This is a genomic window from Janthinobacterium sp. SUN211 (genome assembly GCF_030587315.1).
Classification (GTDB): Bacteria; Pseudomonadota; Gammaproteobacteria; order Burkholderiales; family Burkholderiaceae_D; genus Janthinobacterium; species Janthinobacterium kumbetense.
Genome location: NZ_JAPWIC010000004.1, coordinates 481,182 through 497,465, shown reverse-complemented (window position 1 = coordinate 497,465; position 16,284 = coordinate 481,182). Strand labels below are relative to the sequence as shown.

The 16,284-nt window shown below is 60.9% G+C and carries 15 protein-coding genes; 10 read left to right on the top strand and 5 right to left on the bottom strand.

Going from position 1 to position 16,284, the window contains the following annotated elements:
• Nucleotides 1-184: 184 nt before the first annotated feature.
• The 3 genes from fdxA to O3301_RS16985 form a co-directional block, all read right to left on the bottom strand.
• Nucleotides 185-508, bottom strand: coding sequence for a ferredoxin FdxA (gene fdxA / locus O3301_RS16995; RefSeq protein ID WP_010395176.1), 324 nt, complete (start codon nucleotides 506-508; stop codon nucleotides 185-187).
• 332 nt (nucleotides 509-840) lie between these two features.
• Entirely contained in the window at nucleotides 841-1,128 is a 288-nt protein-coding gene (locus O3301_RS16990) for a protealysin inhibitor emfourin (RefSeq protein WP_077400196.1), read from the bottom strand.
• Nucleotides 1,129-1,217: 89 nt separating this feature from the next.
• On the bottom strand, nucleotides 1,218-2,615 hold the full coding sequence (locus tag O3301_RS16985; RefSeq protein ID WP_305056948.1) for a hypothetical protein: 1,398 nt from the start codon (nucleotides 2,613-2,615) through the stop codon (nucleotides 1,218-1,220).
• 200 nt (nucleotides 2,616-2,815) lie between these two features.
• Here O3301_RS16985 and O3301_RS16980 point away from each other — a divergent pair, with 200 nt between their 5' ends.
• From O3301_RS16980 to proX, 4 genes are all read left to right on the top strand, one after another.
• On the top strand, nucleotides 2,816-3,100 hold the full coding sequence (locus O3301_RS16980; RefSeq protein ID WP_099665323.1) for a polyhydroxyalkanoic acid system family protein: 285 nt from the start codon (nucleotides 2,816-2,818) through the stop codon (nucleotides 3,098-3,100).
• A gap of 571 nt (nucleotides 3,101-3,671) precedes the next feature.
• Entirely contained in the window at nucleotides 3,672-4,904 is a 1,233-nt protein-coding gene (gene proV, locus O3301_RS16975) for a glycine betaine/L-proline ABC transporter ATP-binding protein ProV (RefSeq protein ID WP_099668215.1), read from the top strand.
• Entirely contained in the window at nucleotides 4,901-6,004 is a 1,104-nt protein-coding gene (gene proW / locus O3301_RS16970; RefSeq protein ID WP_305056947.1) for a glycine betaine/L-proline ABC transporter permease ProW, read from the top strand. Before proV ends, proW begins: the two co-directional genes overlap by 4 nt.
• 9 nt (nucleotides 6,005-6,013) lie before the next feature.
• Nucleotides 6,014-7,072, top strand: coding sequence for a glycine betaine/L-proline ABC transporter substrate-binding protein ProX (gene proX / locus O3301_RS16965; protein WP_099665321.1), 1,059 nt, complete (start codon nucleotides 6,014-6,016; stop codon nucleotides 7,070-7,072).
• Nucleotides 7,073-7,210: 138 nt separating this feature from the next.
• Here the strand turns inward: proX and O3301_RS16960 are convergent, their stop codons facing one another.
• Complete coding sequence (locus O3301_RS16960; RefSeq protein WP_034782468.1) at nucleotides 7,211-7,465, bottom strand: acyl-CoA-binding protein; 255 nt, start codon at nucleotides 7,463-7,465, stop codon at nucleotides 7,211-7,213.
• A 199-nt stretch (nucleotides 7,466-7,664) separates the two neighbouring features.
• A complete protein-coding gene (locus O3301_RS16955) occupies nucleotides 7,665-8,021 on the bottom strand; it encodes an FKBP-type peptidyl-prolyl cis-trans isomerase (protein WP_034782471.1) in 357 nt (118 codons plus the stop codon).
• Between the two features lie 197 nt (nucleotides 8,022-8,218).
• Between O3301_RS16955 and O3301_RS16950 the strand changes: the two genes are divergently transcribed.
• From O3301_RS16950 to O3301_RS16925, 6 genes are all read left to right on the top strand, one after another.
• Entirely contained in the window at nucleotides 8,219-9,190 is a 972-nt protein-coding gene (locus tag O3301_RS16950) for a beta-propeller fold lactonase family protein (RefSeq protein WP_034760259.1), read from the top strand.
• A gap of 10 nt (nucleotides 9,191-9,200) precedes the next feature.
• Complete coding sequence (locus O3301_RS16945; RefSeq protein ID WP_369812204.1) at nucleotides 9,201-10,067, top strand: polysaccharide deacetylase family protein; 867 nt, start codon at nucleotides 9,201-9,203, stop codon at nucleotides 10,065-10,067.
• Nucleotides 10,064-11,104 carry a sterol desaturase family protein gene (locus O3301_RS16940; RefSeq protein ID WP_305056946.1) on the top strand — a complete coding sequence of 347 codons (1,041 nt, stop codon included), beginning with the start codon at nucleotides 10,064-10,066 and terminating at the stop codon, nucleotides 11,102-11,104. Before O3301_RS16945 ends, O3301_RS16940 begins: the two co-directional genes overlap by 4 nt.
• Nucleotides 11,104-11,931 (top strand): EI24 domain-containing protein, encoded by an 828-nt coding sequence (locus O3301_RS16935; RefSeq protein WP_099665319.1) that lies wholly within the window; start codon nucleotides 11,104-11,106, stop codon nucleotides 11,929-11,931. Before O3301_RS16940 ends, O3301_RS16935 begins: the two co-directional genes overlap by 1 nt.
• A gap of 31 nt (nucleotides 11,932-11,962) precedes the next feature.
• Nucleotides 11,963-12,748 carry a molybdopterin-binding protein gene (locus O3301_RS16930; protein WP_305056945.1) on the top strand — a complete coding sequence of 262 codons (786 nt, stop codon included), beginning with the start codon at nucleotides 11,963-11,965 and terminating at the stop codon, nucleotides 12,746-12,748.
• 364 nt (nucleotides 12,749-13,112) lie between these two features.
• Complete coding sequence (locus O3301_RS16925) at nucleotides 13,113-16,229, top strand: transglycosylase domain-containing protein (RefSeq protein WP_305056944.1); 3,117 nt, start codon at nucleotides 13,113-13,115, stop codon at nucleotides 16,227-16,229.
• Nucleotides 16,230-16,284 lie beyond the last annotated feature (55 nt).

Below are 16,284 nucleotides of genomic sequence, written 5' to 3'. Positions count from 1 at the left end.
CGCGCATAGGTCCACAGTTTGCGCTTTGGTGTGACAGCGCGCCACACTTGCGTGGATAGACCTGCAACGATGCTCTAAAAGCAAAAAAAGCAGCGTTTCCGCTGCTTTTTGTACATTTTTTCGCCGCCACGCCCCTGCGGAGAACAGTGTCTCCGCCGGAAACGGCGCAGCAAGTGCCGTGCGCTTAGCGCACCAGCATGTCGAGCTTGTCCTTGACGTCCTTGTATTGCTCGGCTTCCGGCAAGGCAGCCTTCGTCTTGGTGATCGAAGGCCAGTTACGGGCCAGGTCGACGTTGATCTTGATGAAGGCTTGCTGGTCGCCCGGCACGTCTTCTTCCGCGAAAATCGCGTTCACCGGGCACTCTGCCACGCAGACTGCGCAGTCAATACATTCGTCCGGATCGATTGCCAGGAAGTTCGGGCCTTCCCGGAAACAATCTACCGGGCAGACATCGACGCAGTCGGTATAGCGACAGGCGATGCAGGATTCGGTGACAACGTGGGTCATAACAGTCCTATCAATTTGGGGGGAGGTGCTGTAGCGCCTGCAGGAACCTCGGCGGCGCATACTAAAGCAAAGCATTGTATTTTAAGGCAATTCGCTATTTCTCACAAATCCCGCTTATATACAATACATATAAGCAAATTCATTTTTTGGCAGCGCCGTTGCCGCGCAGAGCGTGCAATTCAGCGACTATCCGGGACGTTACCATGAAGAACGCGGCAAGAAAGCGACAGTCGCCCGATGCTGCAGGGAGCAGGACGGGCGAGGCGGAAGCTCGCCGTGTGGTGTTTTTGTTTTACCCAAATCAAGATCGGTAAAAATAAGTGCCGGAACAATCAGGCGCTGGCGCGTATTTGCGTCAGCAACTGTTGCCAACGTGCATTTTCAGCACTGCCATCCTCGGCAAACGTGATGGTGCGGCGCGCGGCCGGTGCCTCGACGGTGATCTGCCAATGGGGGATATCGGCGCCCACCTGTTCGCCCGTGCCCTGCGGGTGCGTGAAAAAACCGCTGCTGGCCAGTGCCGCTTCCAGCCCGGGGCCGGCCGGGTGGGCCTGCGTATCGATGTCGTATTGTTCGCTCAGGCCGGCAAAGCCGCCGCTGCTGCGGGCTGAAATTTTCATGCTGCTCCTTCTTGGGGACGGTGGTGGGGAAATGATGCGGCATGCCGTCGCCTGCGGCTGACCGCTGGCGGGCTTGCGGCGCGGAGCGTTTACCGGGGGGCGTAACTGCGGCACCAGGCCGCCAGCGCTTCGCGCTCCGCTTCCAGCAATTGATCCGATTCGCTGTATTCCGCATGGTTCATGGTACCGCAGCAGGCGCGCCTGTCTTGCACGGCGCCCGCTTCATCGACGACATCGGGGGCAAAGGTCATTTGTCCATCCTCCGTCATGGCATTGTCCTTGAGTACTTCGCGCATGGTAAAGCTGTTGCGGATGAAATCGAGGTAGCTGGTAAAGCCGTCGGCTTGCGCCAGGGTCAGCATGTGGCCGGCCACGTCGGCGTACGTGGCCGCCTGGTCGGGGGACGCTACCAGGGCGCGCAAGACCAGGCTGCGCAGGTAGTCGCCGCAACGGTGCAGCACGGCTGCGTCATCTTCCAGCTGGGGCTGGCGTTCGTGGGCAAAGATGTCGGCCAGGATGTCGTAGATAGCGCCTGTAAACACTTGCGAGATGGCGTGCACTTCCGTGCCGGTCTCCGACAATTTGATGTCGTTATCGGCATTGCGCAAGCCGTTCGGCCGGCCCAGTGCCAGGCCGAACTGTTCCGCCAGGTCGGCCAGGAAGGTTTTGTCGTGCAGGTCGGACTTGGTTTGCGCGATCACGGCTTCGACCTGGTCCAGCTGCGACAGGGCCAGGAAGATGGCCGTCAGGTCGCCGAACGATTCGTGCAAGCCGCCCGTCTGCGGTGGATTATTGTTGAGCAGCCAATTCGGCTTGAGGCCATCGAGGATGGCGTGCCCGGTTTCATGCGAGACGATGTCGAGCGAGCGGCAAGTGTAGACGCGCTCGGTGGCGCCGCTGGGAATGAAGTCGCCGAACTTGAGGGCCTTGTCGCTGCGGCTGTAATAGGCGTTCATGACATTGGGCAAGCCGTGCGGGAACACGCGCAGCGGTGCCGTGTTGCTGGCGCTATTCCATTGCCAGGGCAGGGGCGGCGCCGTATTGTTGCTGGCCATCGCGCGCTGGTACATGGTCAGCGTCATGCGCACGATGGCAAAGGTGTGCACGGCGTCGAACTGGTCGGTGTTGGGCGAGACGATGAAGTCGCCAAAGGCATTCGGGCTGACCTGGGCGATGCCCGGCTCGCCAAAGGTGATGCGCGCGTCGCGCGGGCCTTGCAGTATCAGGCCGGGCAGGAAGGACTTGCGCGTGCCCAGCTCGCTCACGGACGGGTCTTGCTTCCAGATCAGCACGCGCGAACCGACGGGCACGGCGGCCAGGTTGCGGACCGTGGCGTCCGTCAGCCGGGGCGGACCCGGCTGCAGGGTCAGTTGCGCATTCTTGCGGTGCAGGCGGTAGGGCGCCGAGGGGGTAGGGACATAGCCGACAGGCAAGGACACGCATTTGGTCAGCACGGCTTCGACCGGCACGATGACTTTCTGGTCCATGGTAGCTCTCCAATACACTCGCAACTGGAATGGAGATAGTCGGCCTGCTTCGGTGGTTGCGGTTTGATGCGGCGCAAGTGCGGCGCAAGAAAGCGCGGTTTTTTCCGGGTGCCGGCGTTCCCCATGGCTGCGGCTGCCGCGTGGCGGCTGGTATGATGCTGGCCGTATGGCACCCGTTTTTATAATAAAAGGATCGTTTGATGGCGGATATAAATATAGTTCAGCAACATAAGCTGACAGCAGCAAAGGCGCGCGAAGCGGCGCAGCAAGTGGCCGACAAGCTGGCCCAGGAGTATGACCTGGCGTGCGCCTGGGATGGCGATGTGCTGCGCTTCGAGCGCAGCGGCGTCGATGGTTCGCTGACTCTGGAAAAAGAGCAGGCGCAACTGCAAATCAAGCTGGGCTTCATGCTCAGCGCCTTCGCGTCCACGATTGAAGGCAAGATCGCCGAAAAGATGCGCAAGGTGTTTACCGAGCCAGTTTGATCCGCTTGTCTGGCGCCATGTTTGGTGCTAGAAAACGTGTCGCAGCGATGGGCGAAAAGACGATGAAAACACGTCGCTTTTCGCCTTTTTCACGTCTGACTGTACGCTGGCGAACATTGCTAGCACATTTCTATTTGGAAAGCCATTGGACTTTGGCGGCTTTTTGCGTTATACTTGAGTCATATTTACAACAGCTACACCGCGTTTCACCATCTGCTTCGCAGTACTCCCCACTCGCTGAGTGGTGAATAATTCATTGGGTTTTACACCCGCATCCAGTTAAAAGTAGCTTGGTCGATTTTTTTCGGTCAAATACATTTGGTGCCATGTATTTGCATGGCGCTAGCGTTGTTAAAAGTCCTGAACCACAGCCTCTTTTAGCACGCACACGGCACCCCGGCACCGGCTTTGGCCATCCGCTGGTCACATGCGTGTCACCCCCTGTTTCCTGTCGCTCCCGTGCGCTTTTGCGCCGTGGCGTAGCCGACGCAACAGGGTTTGCTGATTCCCGCCGCAAGCTAGCAGCTTGCTGGGTTTCATTCCATTCGTCAAATCGAGGGAGAACCACATCGTGGCAAAACAAATCATTATCGACCATGTGTTCAAAGTGTTCGGCGACAAGCCAGAAGAAGCACTTGAACTCGTCCATCAGGGCGCCAGCAAGCAGGATATCCTGGCCCAGACCGACTGCACCATCGGCGTTTTCGACGCCACCTTTACCATTGAAGCGGGCGAGATCTTCGTCATCATGGGCCTGTCCGGTTCGGGCAAGTCGACCCTGGTGCGCATGCTGAACCGCCTGATCGAGCCGACCGCCGGCCGCATCCTGATTGACGGCAACGACATCAATACCTTGCCGGACGCCCAGCTGCGCGCCCTGCGCCGCAAGGACATCAGCATGGTGTTCCAGTCGTTCGCGCTGCTGCCGCAAATTACCGTGCTCGACAACACTGCCTTCGGCATGGAACTGGCCGGCATGCCCAAGGCTGAGCGCCATGCGCTGGCCCAGCAAGCGCTGGAACAAGTGGGCCTGGACGGCTACGGCGCCAGCTATCCCGACGAATTGTCGGGCGGCATGCAGCAGCGCGTGGGCCTGGCCCGTGCGCTGGCGTGCGATCCATCGATTCTGTTGATGGATGAAGCGTTTTCCGCGCTCGATCCGATTATCCGTACGGAAATGCAATCGGAACTGCTGCGTTTGCAGCAAATCAAGCGCCGCACCATCGTCTTCATTTCGCATGACCTCGACGAAGCCATGCGCATCGGCGACCGCGTTGCCATCATGAAAGACGGCCACGTGGTGCAAGTGGGCACGCCGGAAGAAATCCTGCGTAAACCTGCCAACGATTACGTGCGCAACTTCGTGCGCGGCGTCGATGCGGCGGCCGTCTTCAAGGCCAGCGATATTGCCCGCAAGAGCCAGATCGTCGTGTCCGAGTCGCCGAGCCGCGGCTCGCGCGCCGCGCTGTCGATGCTGGAAGAGCAGGATCGCGCGTTTGCCTACGTCGTCAATCCGCAGCGCAAGTTCCTCGGCGTCGTCTCGGCCGATTCGCTGCGCAGTGCGCTCGACGGCCATGTCGGACCGCTGGGTCTGGCGCATGCCTATCTGCCCGACGTGCAGACCATCAATGCAGATGAGCCAGTCGCCGGCCTGTTCGGCCAGGTGGCGCAACTGCCTTACGCCGTCCCTGTGGTGGCCAATGACGGCAGCTTCCGCGGCGCCATCAGCAAGACAACCTTGCTGAAGTTCCTCGACCGCGACACGCCAGCCATAGCCGAACAACAACAGAAAGGACAAGCATGAATCCAAGCACCGTTTCCGCAGTAGAACCTGTTGTTGAACAGGCAGCCCAAATCAATCCCTGGGCGCTGACTCCGCCTACCGACGCCAGCACCGCCTGGCTGGACGCCGCCGCGCCTGCCGTGCAGCCGGAACATGCGTCCGGCTTTCACCTGACGCAGATTTTCGACGGCTCGCTGCCGCTGGAAAGCTGGATCAACCAGGGCCTGGGCTGGGTCGTCGCGCATTTCCGTCCCTTCTTCCAGGCCGTGCGCGCGCCGATCGACAGCGTGCTGTCCGGCGTGGAAGGCGTGCTGCTGGCCGCCCCGTCGCTGACGGTGATCTCCATCATCGGCTTGCTGGCTTGGCAATTTACCAGCCGCACCCTGGCCATCGGCACCGTGCTGGCGCTGCTGGTGGTGTCGATGCTGGGCATCTGGCCGGAAGCCATGACGACCCTGTCGCTGGTCTTGACGTCGCTGGCGTTCTGCCTGGCCATCGGCTTGCCGTTGGGCATTTTCCTTGCCAGCAGCGACCGCGCGCAGAATATCCTGCGCCCCCTGCTCGATGCCATGCAGACGACGCCCGCCTTCGTCTACCTGGTGCCCGTGGTGATGCTGTTTGGTATTGGTAATGCGCCTGGCGTGATCGTGACGATCATCTTTGCCCTGCCGCCGCTGGTACGTCTGACCAACCTCGGCATCCGCCAGGTGCGTCCCGACCTGATCGAAGCGGCCCGCGCCTATGGCGCCTCGCCGTGGCAGTTGCTGACCCGCGTGCAATTCCCGCTGGCCATGCCATCGATCATGGCCGGTATCAACCAGTCGCTGATGCTGTCGCTGTCGATGGTCGTGATCGCCTCGATGATCGCCGTGGGCGGCCTGGGCCAGATGGTATTGCGCGGCATCGGCCGCCTGGACATGGGTCTGGCCACCGTGGGCGGCCTGGGCATCGTGTTGCTGGCCATCACCCTGGACCGCTTGACGCAAGCGATGGGCCAGCCACGCCGCGGCGTGCGCCACTGGTACCAGACGGGTCCAGCCGGTTTCGTGCTGCGCCTGGTGCGCGGCAATGCGGAGAAAAATAATGTTGAACAGCAAGTAACGCTGGCCAACGCACAATAAAGGATACACATGCATCAAATCGACAATTTTAAAGTGACGCAAAAATCGCAACGCAAGTTCCAGCTGTTTTCCGCCCTGGCGATCGCCGCCATGGCCCTGACCACCAGCCTGGCCATGGCGCAGACGCCGGCCGCCGCTGCCGATGCGCTGCCCGGCAAGGGCGTCAAGGTGCAGCCGCTGCAAAGCTCGATCGCGGAAGAAACCTTCCAGACCATGCTGGTCGACAAGGCCCTGGAAAAGCTGGGCTACGAAGTGCAGCCGATCAAGGAAGTGGAATACCCGACGGCGCATATTGCCATTGCCAACGGTGACGCCACCTTCATGGCCGTGCACTGGGACCCGATGCACAAGGATTTCTATAACAATGCGGGCGGCGACGCCAAGCTGTCGCGCACGGGCCAGTATGCGGGGCCTGCCGCGCAAGGTTATCTGATCGACAAGGCGACGGCGGAAAAGTACAACATCACGAATATCGACCAGTTGCGCGATCCCAACCTGGCCAAGCTGTTCGACCATGATGGCGATGGCAAGGCCGACTTGACCGGTTGCAACCCAGGCTGGGGCTGCGAAGCGCTGATCGAGAACCACATGGATGCGTATAAATTGCGCAAGACGGTGACGCACGTGCAGGGCAGCTATGCGGCCCTGATCGCCGACACCCTGGGCCGTTACAAGCGCGGCGAACCAATTTTGTACTACACGTGGACGCCGTACTGGGTCAGCGGCGTGCTGGTGCCGGGCAAGGACGTGGTCTGGCTGAAAGTGCCGTTCTCGGCCAATCCGGACAAGGTGAATACCCGTCTCGACGATGGCAGCGACTACGGCTTTGCCGTCAACACGGCGCGCATCGTGTCGAACAAGGCCTGGGCGGAGAAGAATCCGGCCGCGGCCAAGCTGTTCGAAGTGATGCAATTGCCCGTGGCGGACATCAATGCGCAGAACGAGCGCATGCGCCGCGGCGAAAACACGCAAGCCGATATCGCGCGCCACACGGCTGGCTGGATCAAGTTCCATCAGCAGACGTTTGACGGCTGGATCGCGCAAGCGCTGGCGGCGGCGAAAAAGTAAGTTTGCGGCTGAGATAGGCGTAAAAAAAGTGGCTACCGATTTGGTAGCCACTTTTGTATTTTCAGCCTGTTTTTGTGGTTTTTGGTGAGTTTTCAGCCATTTTCGGCCTGTTTCTCTGCAAAACAGGCGTTTTCAGGTTTAATCCTTCAAGTCTTCGATCAGATCGATGTATTGCTGTTGCGCCTCTTCCTTCGAGGTGCCGGCCAGGGCCGCCCAGGCGTCGAACTTGGCGCGGTTGACGAAGTCGGTCATGCCAGGACGCTCGCCCGTGGCGTCGCCGCTCGACGCTTGCTTGAACAAGGCGTAGATTTTCAACAAGGTCATATTGTCCGGACGCTCGGACAGGGTCTTGGAATCGAGCTGCGCTTGTTCGAATTGCTCTTGTAAACTCATGATGGCTCCTGTGTGCTGATGGAATCGCTGGAAAAGTGCGGCAGGCCCGGCGGAGTGGCCACCGTGCGTGCTGCAGTGCCTGACATCATAGTGAAAAAAGCGCGCCGTGCATTAGAGGACACACTCAAAACAAAAACGCCGCCGCTGCGTGAACAGGGGCGGCGTCGGTACAGTCGCTTGAGCGCTGCGGAGTCGGTGCTTATACGCCCAGCAGTTCGACGTCGAAAATCAGGGTGGCGTTCGGAGGAATCACGCCGCCGGCGCCGCGTGCGCCATAGCCCAGTGCTGCCGGGATGATCAGCTGGCGCTTGCCGCCCACTTTCATGCCTTGCACGCCTTCGTCCCAGCCTTGAATGACGCGGCCGGCGCCCAGCGGGAATTCGAATGGATCGTTGCGGTCCTTGCTCGAGTCAAATTTCGCGCCGGCGCTGCCGTCGTCGTTTTGCAGCCAGCCCGTGTAATGCACGACAACATTGTTGCCGGCTTGCGCTTCAGCGCCTTCGCCAACGGTGGTGTCGATGTATTGCAGGCCGGAGGCGGTAGTGGTGGTGGTCATGATTATCCTTGTGTAGGCGATGAAAGCTTCAGATTGTAGAGCAATGAGTTGCAAAGCGCCATTCCAGGCCTGGGACGGGGAAAAAACGGAAATTACTGCGATGTGTGGCTGCCGGCAGCATTTAAGGGGGGATTTCACACAATAAATACAGTGTTCCACGTAAAATGCATGTTTTGTATTTAACAGTGATTTTTGCCATGTTCCGCAGTCTACGCCGCCTTGTTTTTTCCTCGCTGTGCCTGGTTTCCGCAATATCGACGGCGCAAGCCGAAGTGGTGGTGGTGCTCAATTCCCGTGATGCTACGGTGCAACTGCTGGACCAGAAAACCTATGCTCCCCTGTCCACCTTTGCCGTCGGCAAGGAACCGCACCATCTGATGGAAACGCCGGACGGCAAGTCGCTGATCGTCGCCAGTTCCGTCGGCAACGAGCTGATTTTCCTCGACCCCGTGTCGGGCCAGATCCAGCGCCGCATCAGCAACATCCTCGACCCGTACCAGATCGGCTTTTCGCCGGACCAGAAATGGTTCATCTCGAACTCCTTGCGCCTGGACCGTATCGACCTGTACCGCTATGACGGCAAGAACCTGACCCTGGCCAAGCGCATTCCGCTGCCAAAGTTGCCCAGCCATATGGCGTTCACGGCCGACAGCACCATGGCTTTCATTACGCAGCAGGGCAGCAACCAGGTCAGCGCCATCGACTTGGCCACGCAAACGGTGAAATGGACCATGCCTGTCGGCCCGGCGCCGGCCGGCATCACGATGACGCCCGATGGCAAGCATTTGCTGGTGGGCATCATGGGCAGCGATTACGTGGAAGTGATCGACTGGCGCACGCAAAAGACCGTCAAGCGCATCAAGGCGGGCGCCGGCACGCACAATTTCCGCGCGCTGGGCGACAACCGCATGACATTCGTCTCGAACCGCGTGTCGAACACCATCAACATCATCGACCAGCAAACCCTGGAAAACGTGGGCACGATCAATGTGCCGGGCGGCCCCGATTGCATGGAAATCACGCCGGACGGCAAGACCATGTGGGTAACGTTGCGCTGGATCAAGAAAGTGGCCGTGATCGACTTGACCACGCGCAAGGTGATCAAGACCATACCGGTGGGCCGCTCGCCCCATGGCGTGTACTTCGCCACCCACTCGCCGCGCATGTGATGAGCAGGTGATGATGAAACGCTTCATTTTCGCGGGCCATGCGCCCGCCATGCTGCTGTGCGCCAGCGCCATGCTGTCGCCCGCACATGCCGCCGCACCTGCTGCCGTACCTGCCGCCGTATCTGCTGCCCCAGCCGCATCTCCAGCTGCATCTTTAGCGCCAGCCGCCTGCAAGGGCACCATCTACATGACGTTTGACACGGGTAGCCAGTCGCAAGCGCAGCTGATCGCCGACGTGCTGAACAAGCGCCATGTGAAGGCAACCTTCTTCCTGGCCAATGAAAAGACCACGCGGGGCGACTATTCGCTCGATGACTCGTGGGCGCCGTACTGGAAAGCCCGCGTGGCCGAAGGCCATGCGTTCGGCACGCATACGTTTGACCACGTGTACTGGAAGAAGGATCTGGCCAACGGCTTGATCCAGGTCAAGCCCCAGTTCGGCAAGGATGGCGGCAAGCTGGCGTCGTTCACGGATCAGCAATTCTGTGAGCAATTGCGCCGCGTCGATACGCGCTTCCAGGAGCTGACAGGCCGCAAGCTCGACCCGTTCTGGCGCGCGCCGGGCGGCTACACGTCGCCGCGCACCCTGGCGGCCGGCAGCGCCTGCGGCTACCAGCACGCGGGCTGGGCGCCGGCGGGGTATTCCGGCGATGAGCTGCCCAGCGATAAGTATCCAAACGCCACGCTGCTGAAAAAAGCCCTGGCGAACTTGCGCAGCGGCGACATTTTCATTGCACACATGGGTATCTGGTCGCGCAAGGAGCCGTGGGCACCGGCCAACCTGGACGCCTTGATTTCCGGCCTGCAAGACAAAGGTTTCTGCTTTGCCACCCTGCGCGAGCATCCTGCCTACGCGCGGAAGAAGGGCCAGCCATGATCGCCGCCGACATCGTCAGCTTCGTTACGCCCGTCATCGATGCTGTGGTCGACGTCTTTGGCGCGGCGCAAGGATGGCTGTTCCAGACGGTGGTGAACCCGCTCGTATATCACCTGGGCTTTGGCGAATTTACGGAAGAAGCGTTCGAGGGCACGGAGTGGCTGCTGATCGGCCTGTGCGAACTGGTGCTGCTGTTTCTCGTGCTGCGTCCGCTCGAAGCCTTGATTCCCGCGCAAAAGATGACGGATCCGCGCGCCCGCTGGAACGATTTTATCTATACCGTGCTGCACCGCGTCGGCCTGTTTTCCGTCGTGGTCTTCTTCACGCTCGATCCGCTGATGGATGCATTGGCAGGCGCCTTGCGCTTCGACAATATCCATCCATTGAACCTGGAATCGTTGTTGCCCGGCATCAGCCCCTTGCTCAGTTTTATCATTTATTTTGTGATACTGGACTTCGTCGACTATTGCTACCACCGGGCCTCGCACCATTTCGGCTGGTGGTGGGGTTTGCACAGCCTGCATCACAGCCAGCAAAACATGAATTTGTGGAGCGATGACCGCAATCACTTGCTCGATGACTTCTTGCGCGACGTGGTGATGGCCCTGGTGGCGCTCGGCATTGGCGTGCCGCCGGGCCAGTATGTGCTGCTGGTGTCGATTTCGCGCATTTTGCAAAGCTTGCAGCATGCGAATGTGAGGATACACTTCGGCCGCATCGGCGAGCGGCTCTTGATCTCGCCCCGTTTCCACCGCACGCATCACGCGATCGGCGTGGGGCACGAGTCGAAAGGCAAGGGCAGCATGGGTGGTTGCAACTTCGGCGTGGTCTTGCCGATTTGGGATATGCTGCTGGGCACCGCGAATTTCTCGGCGGGCTATGCGCGCACGGGCGTGCGCGACCAGCTGGCCCGCATCGACAGCAACGGTGTCGGCCGGCCGGGGCGCAACTATGGCCGCGGTTTCTGGCAGCAGCAATGGCTGGGCCTGCGCCGCATGGTGGAATTTGCAAGAATTAAACGAAAAGGACGCCGTTGATGCGTAATGTGTTGAATTCGTATGGCCGTGCTTTCCTGTCGCAATTGCATGGCAGGATACTGCTGCTGAGCGTGGCGCCGTTCATCCTGTCGCTGGTGCTGTGGGGCGGCTTGCTGTACGTGGGCTTGCAGCCGCTGATCGACAGCCTGCATGCGCTGTTCACGCAGTACGATTTCTTCCGCACCAGCGGCCAGGTGCTGACCACCTTCGGCCTGGGCGTGCTGAAAGCCGTGATCGTGCCGCTGATCGCCATGTTCATGCTGCTGCCGCTGATGATCCTGACGGCGCTGATCTTCATGGGCCTGTTCGCCATGCCGGCCATCGGCCGCCATATCGGCGGGCGGCACTTTCCTCAGCTGGAAAAGAAACATGGCGGCAGCCTGCTGGGCAGCGTCGGCACTTCGCTGGCCACGTTTTTACTCTTTATCGTCGCCTGGGTCATCCTACTGCCCCTGTACGCGTTTCCGCCGGCCGCCCTGGCGGGGCAAGCCGTGCTGTGGGGCTGGCTGACCTACCGCGTGATGGCGTATGACGCCATGGCCGACTACGCCAGCGTGGACGAGCGCCACGCCATCATGCGCACGCAGCGCTGGCCCCTGCTGGCCATCGGCATGGTATCCGGCGCGGCCGGCGCCGTGCCGGGCTTGCTGTGGATGGGCGGCGCGATGTCGGTGGTGTTCTTCCCCTTCCTGGCGGCGTTCGCCATCTGGCTGTACGTGCTGATCTTCATCTTTACGGGGCTGTGGTTCCAGTATTACTGCCTGGAAGCACTGTCGCGGTTGCGGGGCGTACGCGGCATGACCGACGTGGCGCCGGCGGACGCTTGAGTATTTTTATCGAATTCTACGAGGAAGCTTCATGGCTATCGGATTGATCATCATCGGCGACGAAATCCTGTCGGGCAAGCGCACGGACCAGCATTTCCCGAAAGTGGTGCAAATGCTCAAGGCGCGGGGATTGCAGCTGAGCTGGGCGGAATACGTGGGCGACGAGCCTGCCCGCCTGGTCGCCTTGCTCAAGCGCAGCTTTGCCAGCGGCGACATCGTCTTCAGCTTCGGCGGCATCGGCGCCACGCCGGACGACCATACGCGCCAGGCGGCGGCCGATGCGCTGGGCTTGCCGCTGGTGCTGCATCCGCAGGGCAAGATCAATATCCAGCAGCGCATCACGGAAATGGGCGTAGAGGCGGGCGTGCCGGCCGATCTGAACTCGCCGGAAAACCTGCACCGCCTGAAAATGGCGGAATTTGTCGAAGGCGCCGAGCTGATTCCGAACCCGTACAACAAGATTGCCGGCTTTGCCGTGCGCGAGCATTACTTCGTGCCGGGCTTTCCCATCATGTCCTGGCCCATGATCGAATGGGTGCTGGACACGCATTATGCGCACCTGTTCAACCAGGTGCCGCACGCGGAACATGCCTTGCTCGTGTACGAAACGGCCGAATCCCTGCTGACGCCGCTGATGGTGCGGCTGGAAGCGGAGTTTCCGTTGATCAAGGTTTTCAGCTTGCCCAGCGTGGGCGATGCGCAGACGCGCCGGCATATCGAACTGGGCGTCAAGGGCGAGCCGGCGCAAGCGGCGGCCGCCTTCGCGCAGATGTGCGCCGCACTCGATACCTTGCAGGCGGAATACACCACCATCTGACATGCAGCCAGCCCGGCGCCGGCGGCTTTTTTGCCGGCGTCCAGCCCGCCGTGCATCTATGTACGCAAGCGTACATTCCAAGACGTTGTTTTTTTGCGAAAATCTTCAATGAAGCAAGATTTTTGTGCGCGCTCGTCAGTCGTTTTCATGCCGATGTGGTGGAATGGTGAACAGGGGCCTTGCGTGTCAAACGCGGGGTCGCCTGCCTGTGCAGTAGCGTGTTTTTTCGATTTACCGGTATGGACATCATGTTAAGCAAGCTTTGTTGTGACCGGCCCTGGCTGGCTCTCGTCTTACCCTGCGCGGAGCGGTATCGCTGCCGCATTTCCCGCGCCGTCCAAACCCAACCTTACCCCAGCATCCCATGAAAGACACAGGCGTCAATCTGGCCGCGCAAGAGCGGCCCCCCTCTGATCCAGCTGCCGAGGCGCCGCCGCCGGCGAGCCCGCCGAAGAAGCGCCGTTCGCGCATCTGGCCCATCTTTGCCATCATCCTGCTGGCGCTGATCGCCGGCGTGGCCTGGTTCGTCATGCGCGAAGTGCGCACCTCGGCCCTGCAGGCGGAATTTTTCACGCGCCTGGACCGCCAGCTGTCGTTCAAGGTCGAGCCCGGCCCCGCACCGGCGGGCGCCATCCGCTATCCGCAGCACGGCCCGTATGACGAGCGCCTCGGCTATGCCAGCTTGCCGGATTTTATTAGCAAGCTCAATGCGCGCGACTATGAAGTGACGGCGCAGGCGCGCATGTCGCCGAAAATGGTGCAACTGGTCGACCGGGGCATCTTTGCCACGTATCACGAGAAAAACCGCGCGGGATTGAGCATCCTCGATTGCCGCGCCGCACCCCTGTTCGCGGCCAGCTATCCCGAGCGCATGTTCGACGGCTTCGCCGAAGCGCCGCCCGCGCTCGTGCAAAGCCTGCTGTTCATCGAAAACCGCGAATTGCTCGATCCGGGCACGCCCGAGCGCAATCCGGCCGTGGAATGGGACCGCCTGAGCAAGGCGATTCTGGACAAGGCGCTGAACCTGTTCGGCGGCCACCGCGGCGGCGGCGGCAGCACGCTGGCCACGCAAATTGAAAAATACCGCCATTCGGAAGACGGCCGCACCAGTTCCATGCAGGACAAGCTGCTGCAGATGCTGTCGGCCAGCTTGCGCTCGTACCAAGATGGCGAAAACACCATGGAAGCGCGGCGCAAGATCGTCGTCAATTACCTCAATACCGTGCCGCTGTCGGCAAAGAGCGGCTTTGGCGAGGTCAACGGCATCGGCGACGGCATGTGGGTCTGGTATGGCCGTCCATTTGCCGAAGTGAAAATTTTGCTCAAAGGCAATATGGACCAGCCGGGCAGTGCGCTCGCCTACAAGCAGGCGCTGAGCTTGCTGATCGCGCAGCGCCGTCCCTCGCATTACCTGGTGGCAGGCGGCGCCGACCTGGAAGAGCTGACCAACAGCCATCTGCGCCTGCTGGCGCAAGCGGGCGTGATCTCGCCGCAGCTGCGCAATGCGGCCATCGCCGAGAAGCTGCGCCCGTCGACGGCCTCGGGCGTGCAATCGGAAGCGTCGACCTCGTTCGTCACGCGCAAGGCCTCGAATGCCGTGCGCAACCACCTGGCCAGCATGCTGGGCGATCCCCGTTTGTACAACCTCGACCGCCTCGACCTGAAAGTGGTCAGCACGCTCGATGCGCAGGCGCAAAACGCCGTCACCAAGGTCTTGCGCGAGCTGCGCGACCCGGAAGTGGCGAAAGCGGCCGGCTTGACGGGCAAGGGCATGCTGGGCAATGGCGACCCCGCCAATGTGGTCTACAGTTTTACTTTGCTGCAAAAGGGCGAGCAAGCCAACTTGCTGCGCGTGCAGACGGATAACTACGACCAGCCGCTGGACATCAACGAAGGCGCCAAGCTGGACCTCGGTTCCACGGCCAAGCTGCGCACCCTGGTGACGTATATGGACATCATCGACCAGTTGCACCAGCGCTACAGCGGCATGGGCGCCGCCGAACTGGGCAAGATTGCCGTCGATCCGAAGGACATGCTGTCGCAGTGGGCAATTGCTTATTTGAAACCTTTGCCGCTGGGCGAGGCGCGCAATCTGCCCGCCATGCTGGCGGCCGCCATGGAACGCAAATACTCGGGCAACCCAGGCGAAGGCTTCTTCACGGGCGGCGGCTTGCATCATTTCGGCAACTTCTCCAAGCTCGACGACAGTCGCATCATGACGGTGCAGCAGGCGCTGCGCCAGTCGACCAACCTGGTGTTCGTGCGCCTGATGCGCGACGTGGCCCGCTACTACATGTTTTCGCGTCCCGATTCCTCGGCCTCGCTGCTGGCGGACGCGGACGATCCGCGCCGGGCCCAGTACCTGAGCCGTTTTGCCGACAAGGAAGGGCGCGAATTCCTGCACCGCTTCTACCAGAAGTACCGCGGCAAGAGCGTGGACGAGCAGGAAAAGATCCTGTTGGCCAGTATCCGCCCGACACCCGTGCGCCTGGCGAATATCTTCCGCACCATCAATCCGAAGGGCACCGTCGCGGAATTCGGCGATTTCCTCAACGCCAATCTACCGTCGCAAAACGAAGTACCGCCCGAGCGCGTGGCCAAGATGTACCAGCAGTATGCGATGGAAAACTGGTCGCTGGCCGATCGGGGCTACCTTGCCAATGTGCATCCGCTGGAACTGTGGATGGTGGCGTATCTGCGCCAGCACGAAGGTTCCACCCTGTCGCAGATGGTGGCGGCCAGCGAAAAGGAACGCCAGGAAGTGTATAAATGGCTGTTCAATACGCACCGCAAGCATGCGCAGGACCGCCGCATCGCCAACTTGCTGGAAGTGGAAGGTTTCCTGGAAATCCACCGCCAGTGGAAGAAGATGGGTTACCCGTTCGATTCGCTCGTGCCGTCGTATGCGACCACCCTGGGCGCTTCGGCCGACCGTCCCGCCGCGCTGGCCGAGTTGATGGGCATCATCATCAACGATGGCGTGCGCAAACCCAGCGTGCGCATCGATTCCATGCATTTCGCCGCCAATACGCCGTACGACACCATGGCCAAGCGGGGCACGAAGGTGGAAGCGGAGCAAGTGCTGTCGCCGGACGTGGCGAAAGCTGTCGCCAAGGCCATCCGCGAAGTGGTGTCGGACGGCACGGCGAAACGGGCGAAGACGGCATTTGTCGGCGCCGACGGCGTGCCGATCCCGATGGGCGGCAAGACGGGCACGGGCGACCAGCGCTTCGACGTGTATGGCGCCGGCGGCCGCCTGATCGAGTCGCGCTATGTGAACCGTTCGGCCACGTTCGTCTTCAATATCGGCGAGCGCTTCTATGGCAGCATGACGGCGTATGTGCGGGGGCCGGAATCGAAGAACTACGATTTCACCAGCGCCTTGCCCGTGCAACTGCTGGTGTCGCTGGCGCCGAGCCTGATGCCGCTGATCGAGCCGCCTGCGCCAGCCGAAGGCGTGGCCAAGCAGTGCACGAATTAAATCGTTGCTGCATTAAAAAGCCGGCCTGAATGGGCCGGTTTTTTTATGGAGGAGA

Coding starts and splice junctions, on each gene's coding strand:
- fdxA (WP_010395176.1), bottom strand. CDS start 508: ATGACCCACGTTGTCACCGAATCCTGCATCGCCTGTCGCTATACCGAC.
- O3301_RS16990 (WP_077400196.1), bottom strand. CDS start 1,128: ATGAAAATTTCAGCCCGCAGCAGCGGCGGCTTTGCCGGCCTGAGCGAA.
- O3301_RS16985 (WP_305056948.1), bottom strand. CDS start 2,615: ATGGACCAGAAAGTCATCGTGCCGGTCGAAGCCGTGCTGACCAAATGC.
- O3301_RS16980 (WP_099665323.1), top strand. CDS start 2,816: ATGGCGGATATAAATATAGTTCAGCAACATAAGCTGACAGCAGCAAAG.
- proW (WP_305056947.1), top strand. CDS start 4,901: ATGAATCCAAGCACCGTTTCCGCAGTAGAACCTGTTGTTGAACAGGCA.
- proX (WP_099665321.1), top strand. CDS start 6,014: ATGCATCAAATCGACAATTTTAAAGTGACGCAAAAATCGCAACGCAAG.
- O3301_RS16960 (WP_034782468.1), bottom strand. CDS start 7,465: ATGAGTTTACAAGAGCAATTCGAACAAGCGCAGCTCGATTCCAAGACC.
- O3301_RS16955 (WP_034782471.1), bottom strand. CDS start 8,021: ATGACCACCACCACTACCGCCTCCGGCCTGCAATACATCGACACCACC.
- O3301_RS16950 (WP_034760259.1), top strand. CDS start 8,219: ATGTTCCGCAGTCTACGCCGCCTTGTTTTTTCCTCGCTGTGCCTGGTT.
- O3301_RS16945 (WP_369812204.1), top strand. CDS start 9,201: ATGATGAAACGCTTCATTTTCGCGGGCCATGCGCCCGCCATGCTGCTG.
- O3301_RS16940 (WP_305056946.1), top strand. CDS start 10,064: ATGATCGCCGCCGACATCGTCAGCTTCGTTACGCCCGTCATCGATGCT.
- O3301_RS16935 (WP_099665319.1), top strand. CDS start 11,104: ATGCGTAATGTGTTGAATTCGTATGGCCGTGCTTTCCTGTCGCAATTG.
- O3301_RS16930 (WP_305056945.1), top strand. CDS start 11,963: ATGGCTATCGGATTGATCATCATCGGCGACGAAATCCTGTCGGGCAAG.
- O3301_RS16925 (WP_305056944.1), top strand. CDS start 13,113: ATGAAAGACACAGGCGTCAATCTGGCCGCGCAAGAGCGGCCCCCCTCT.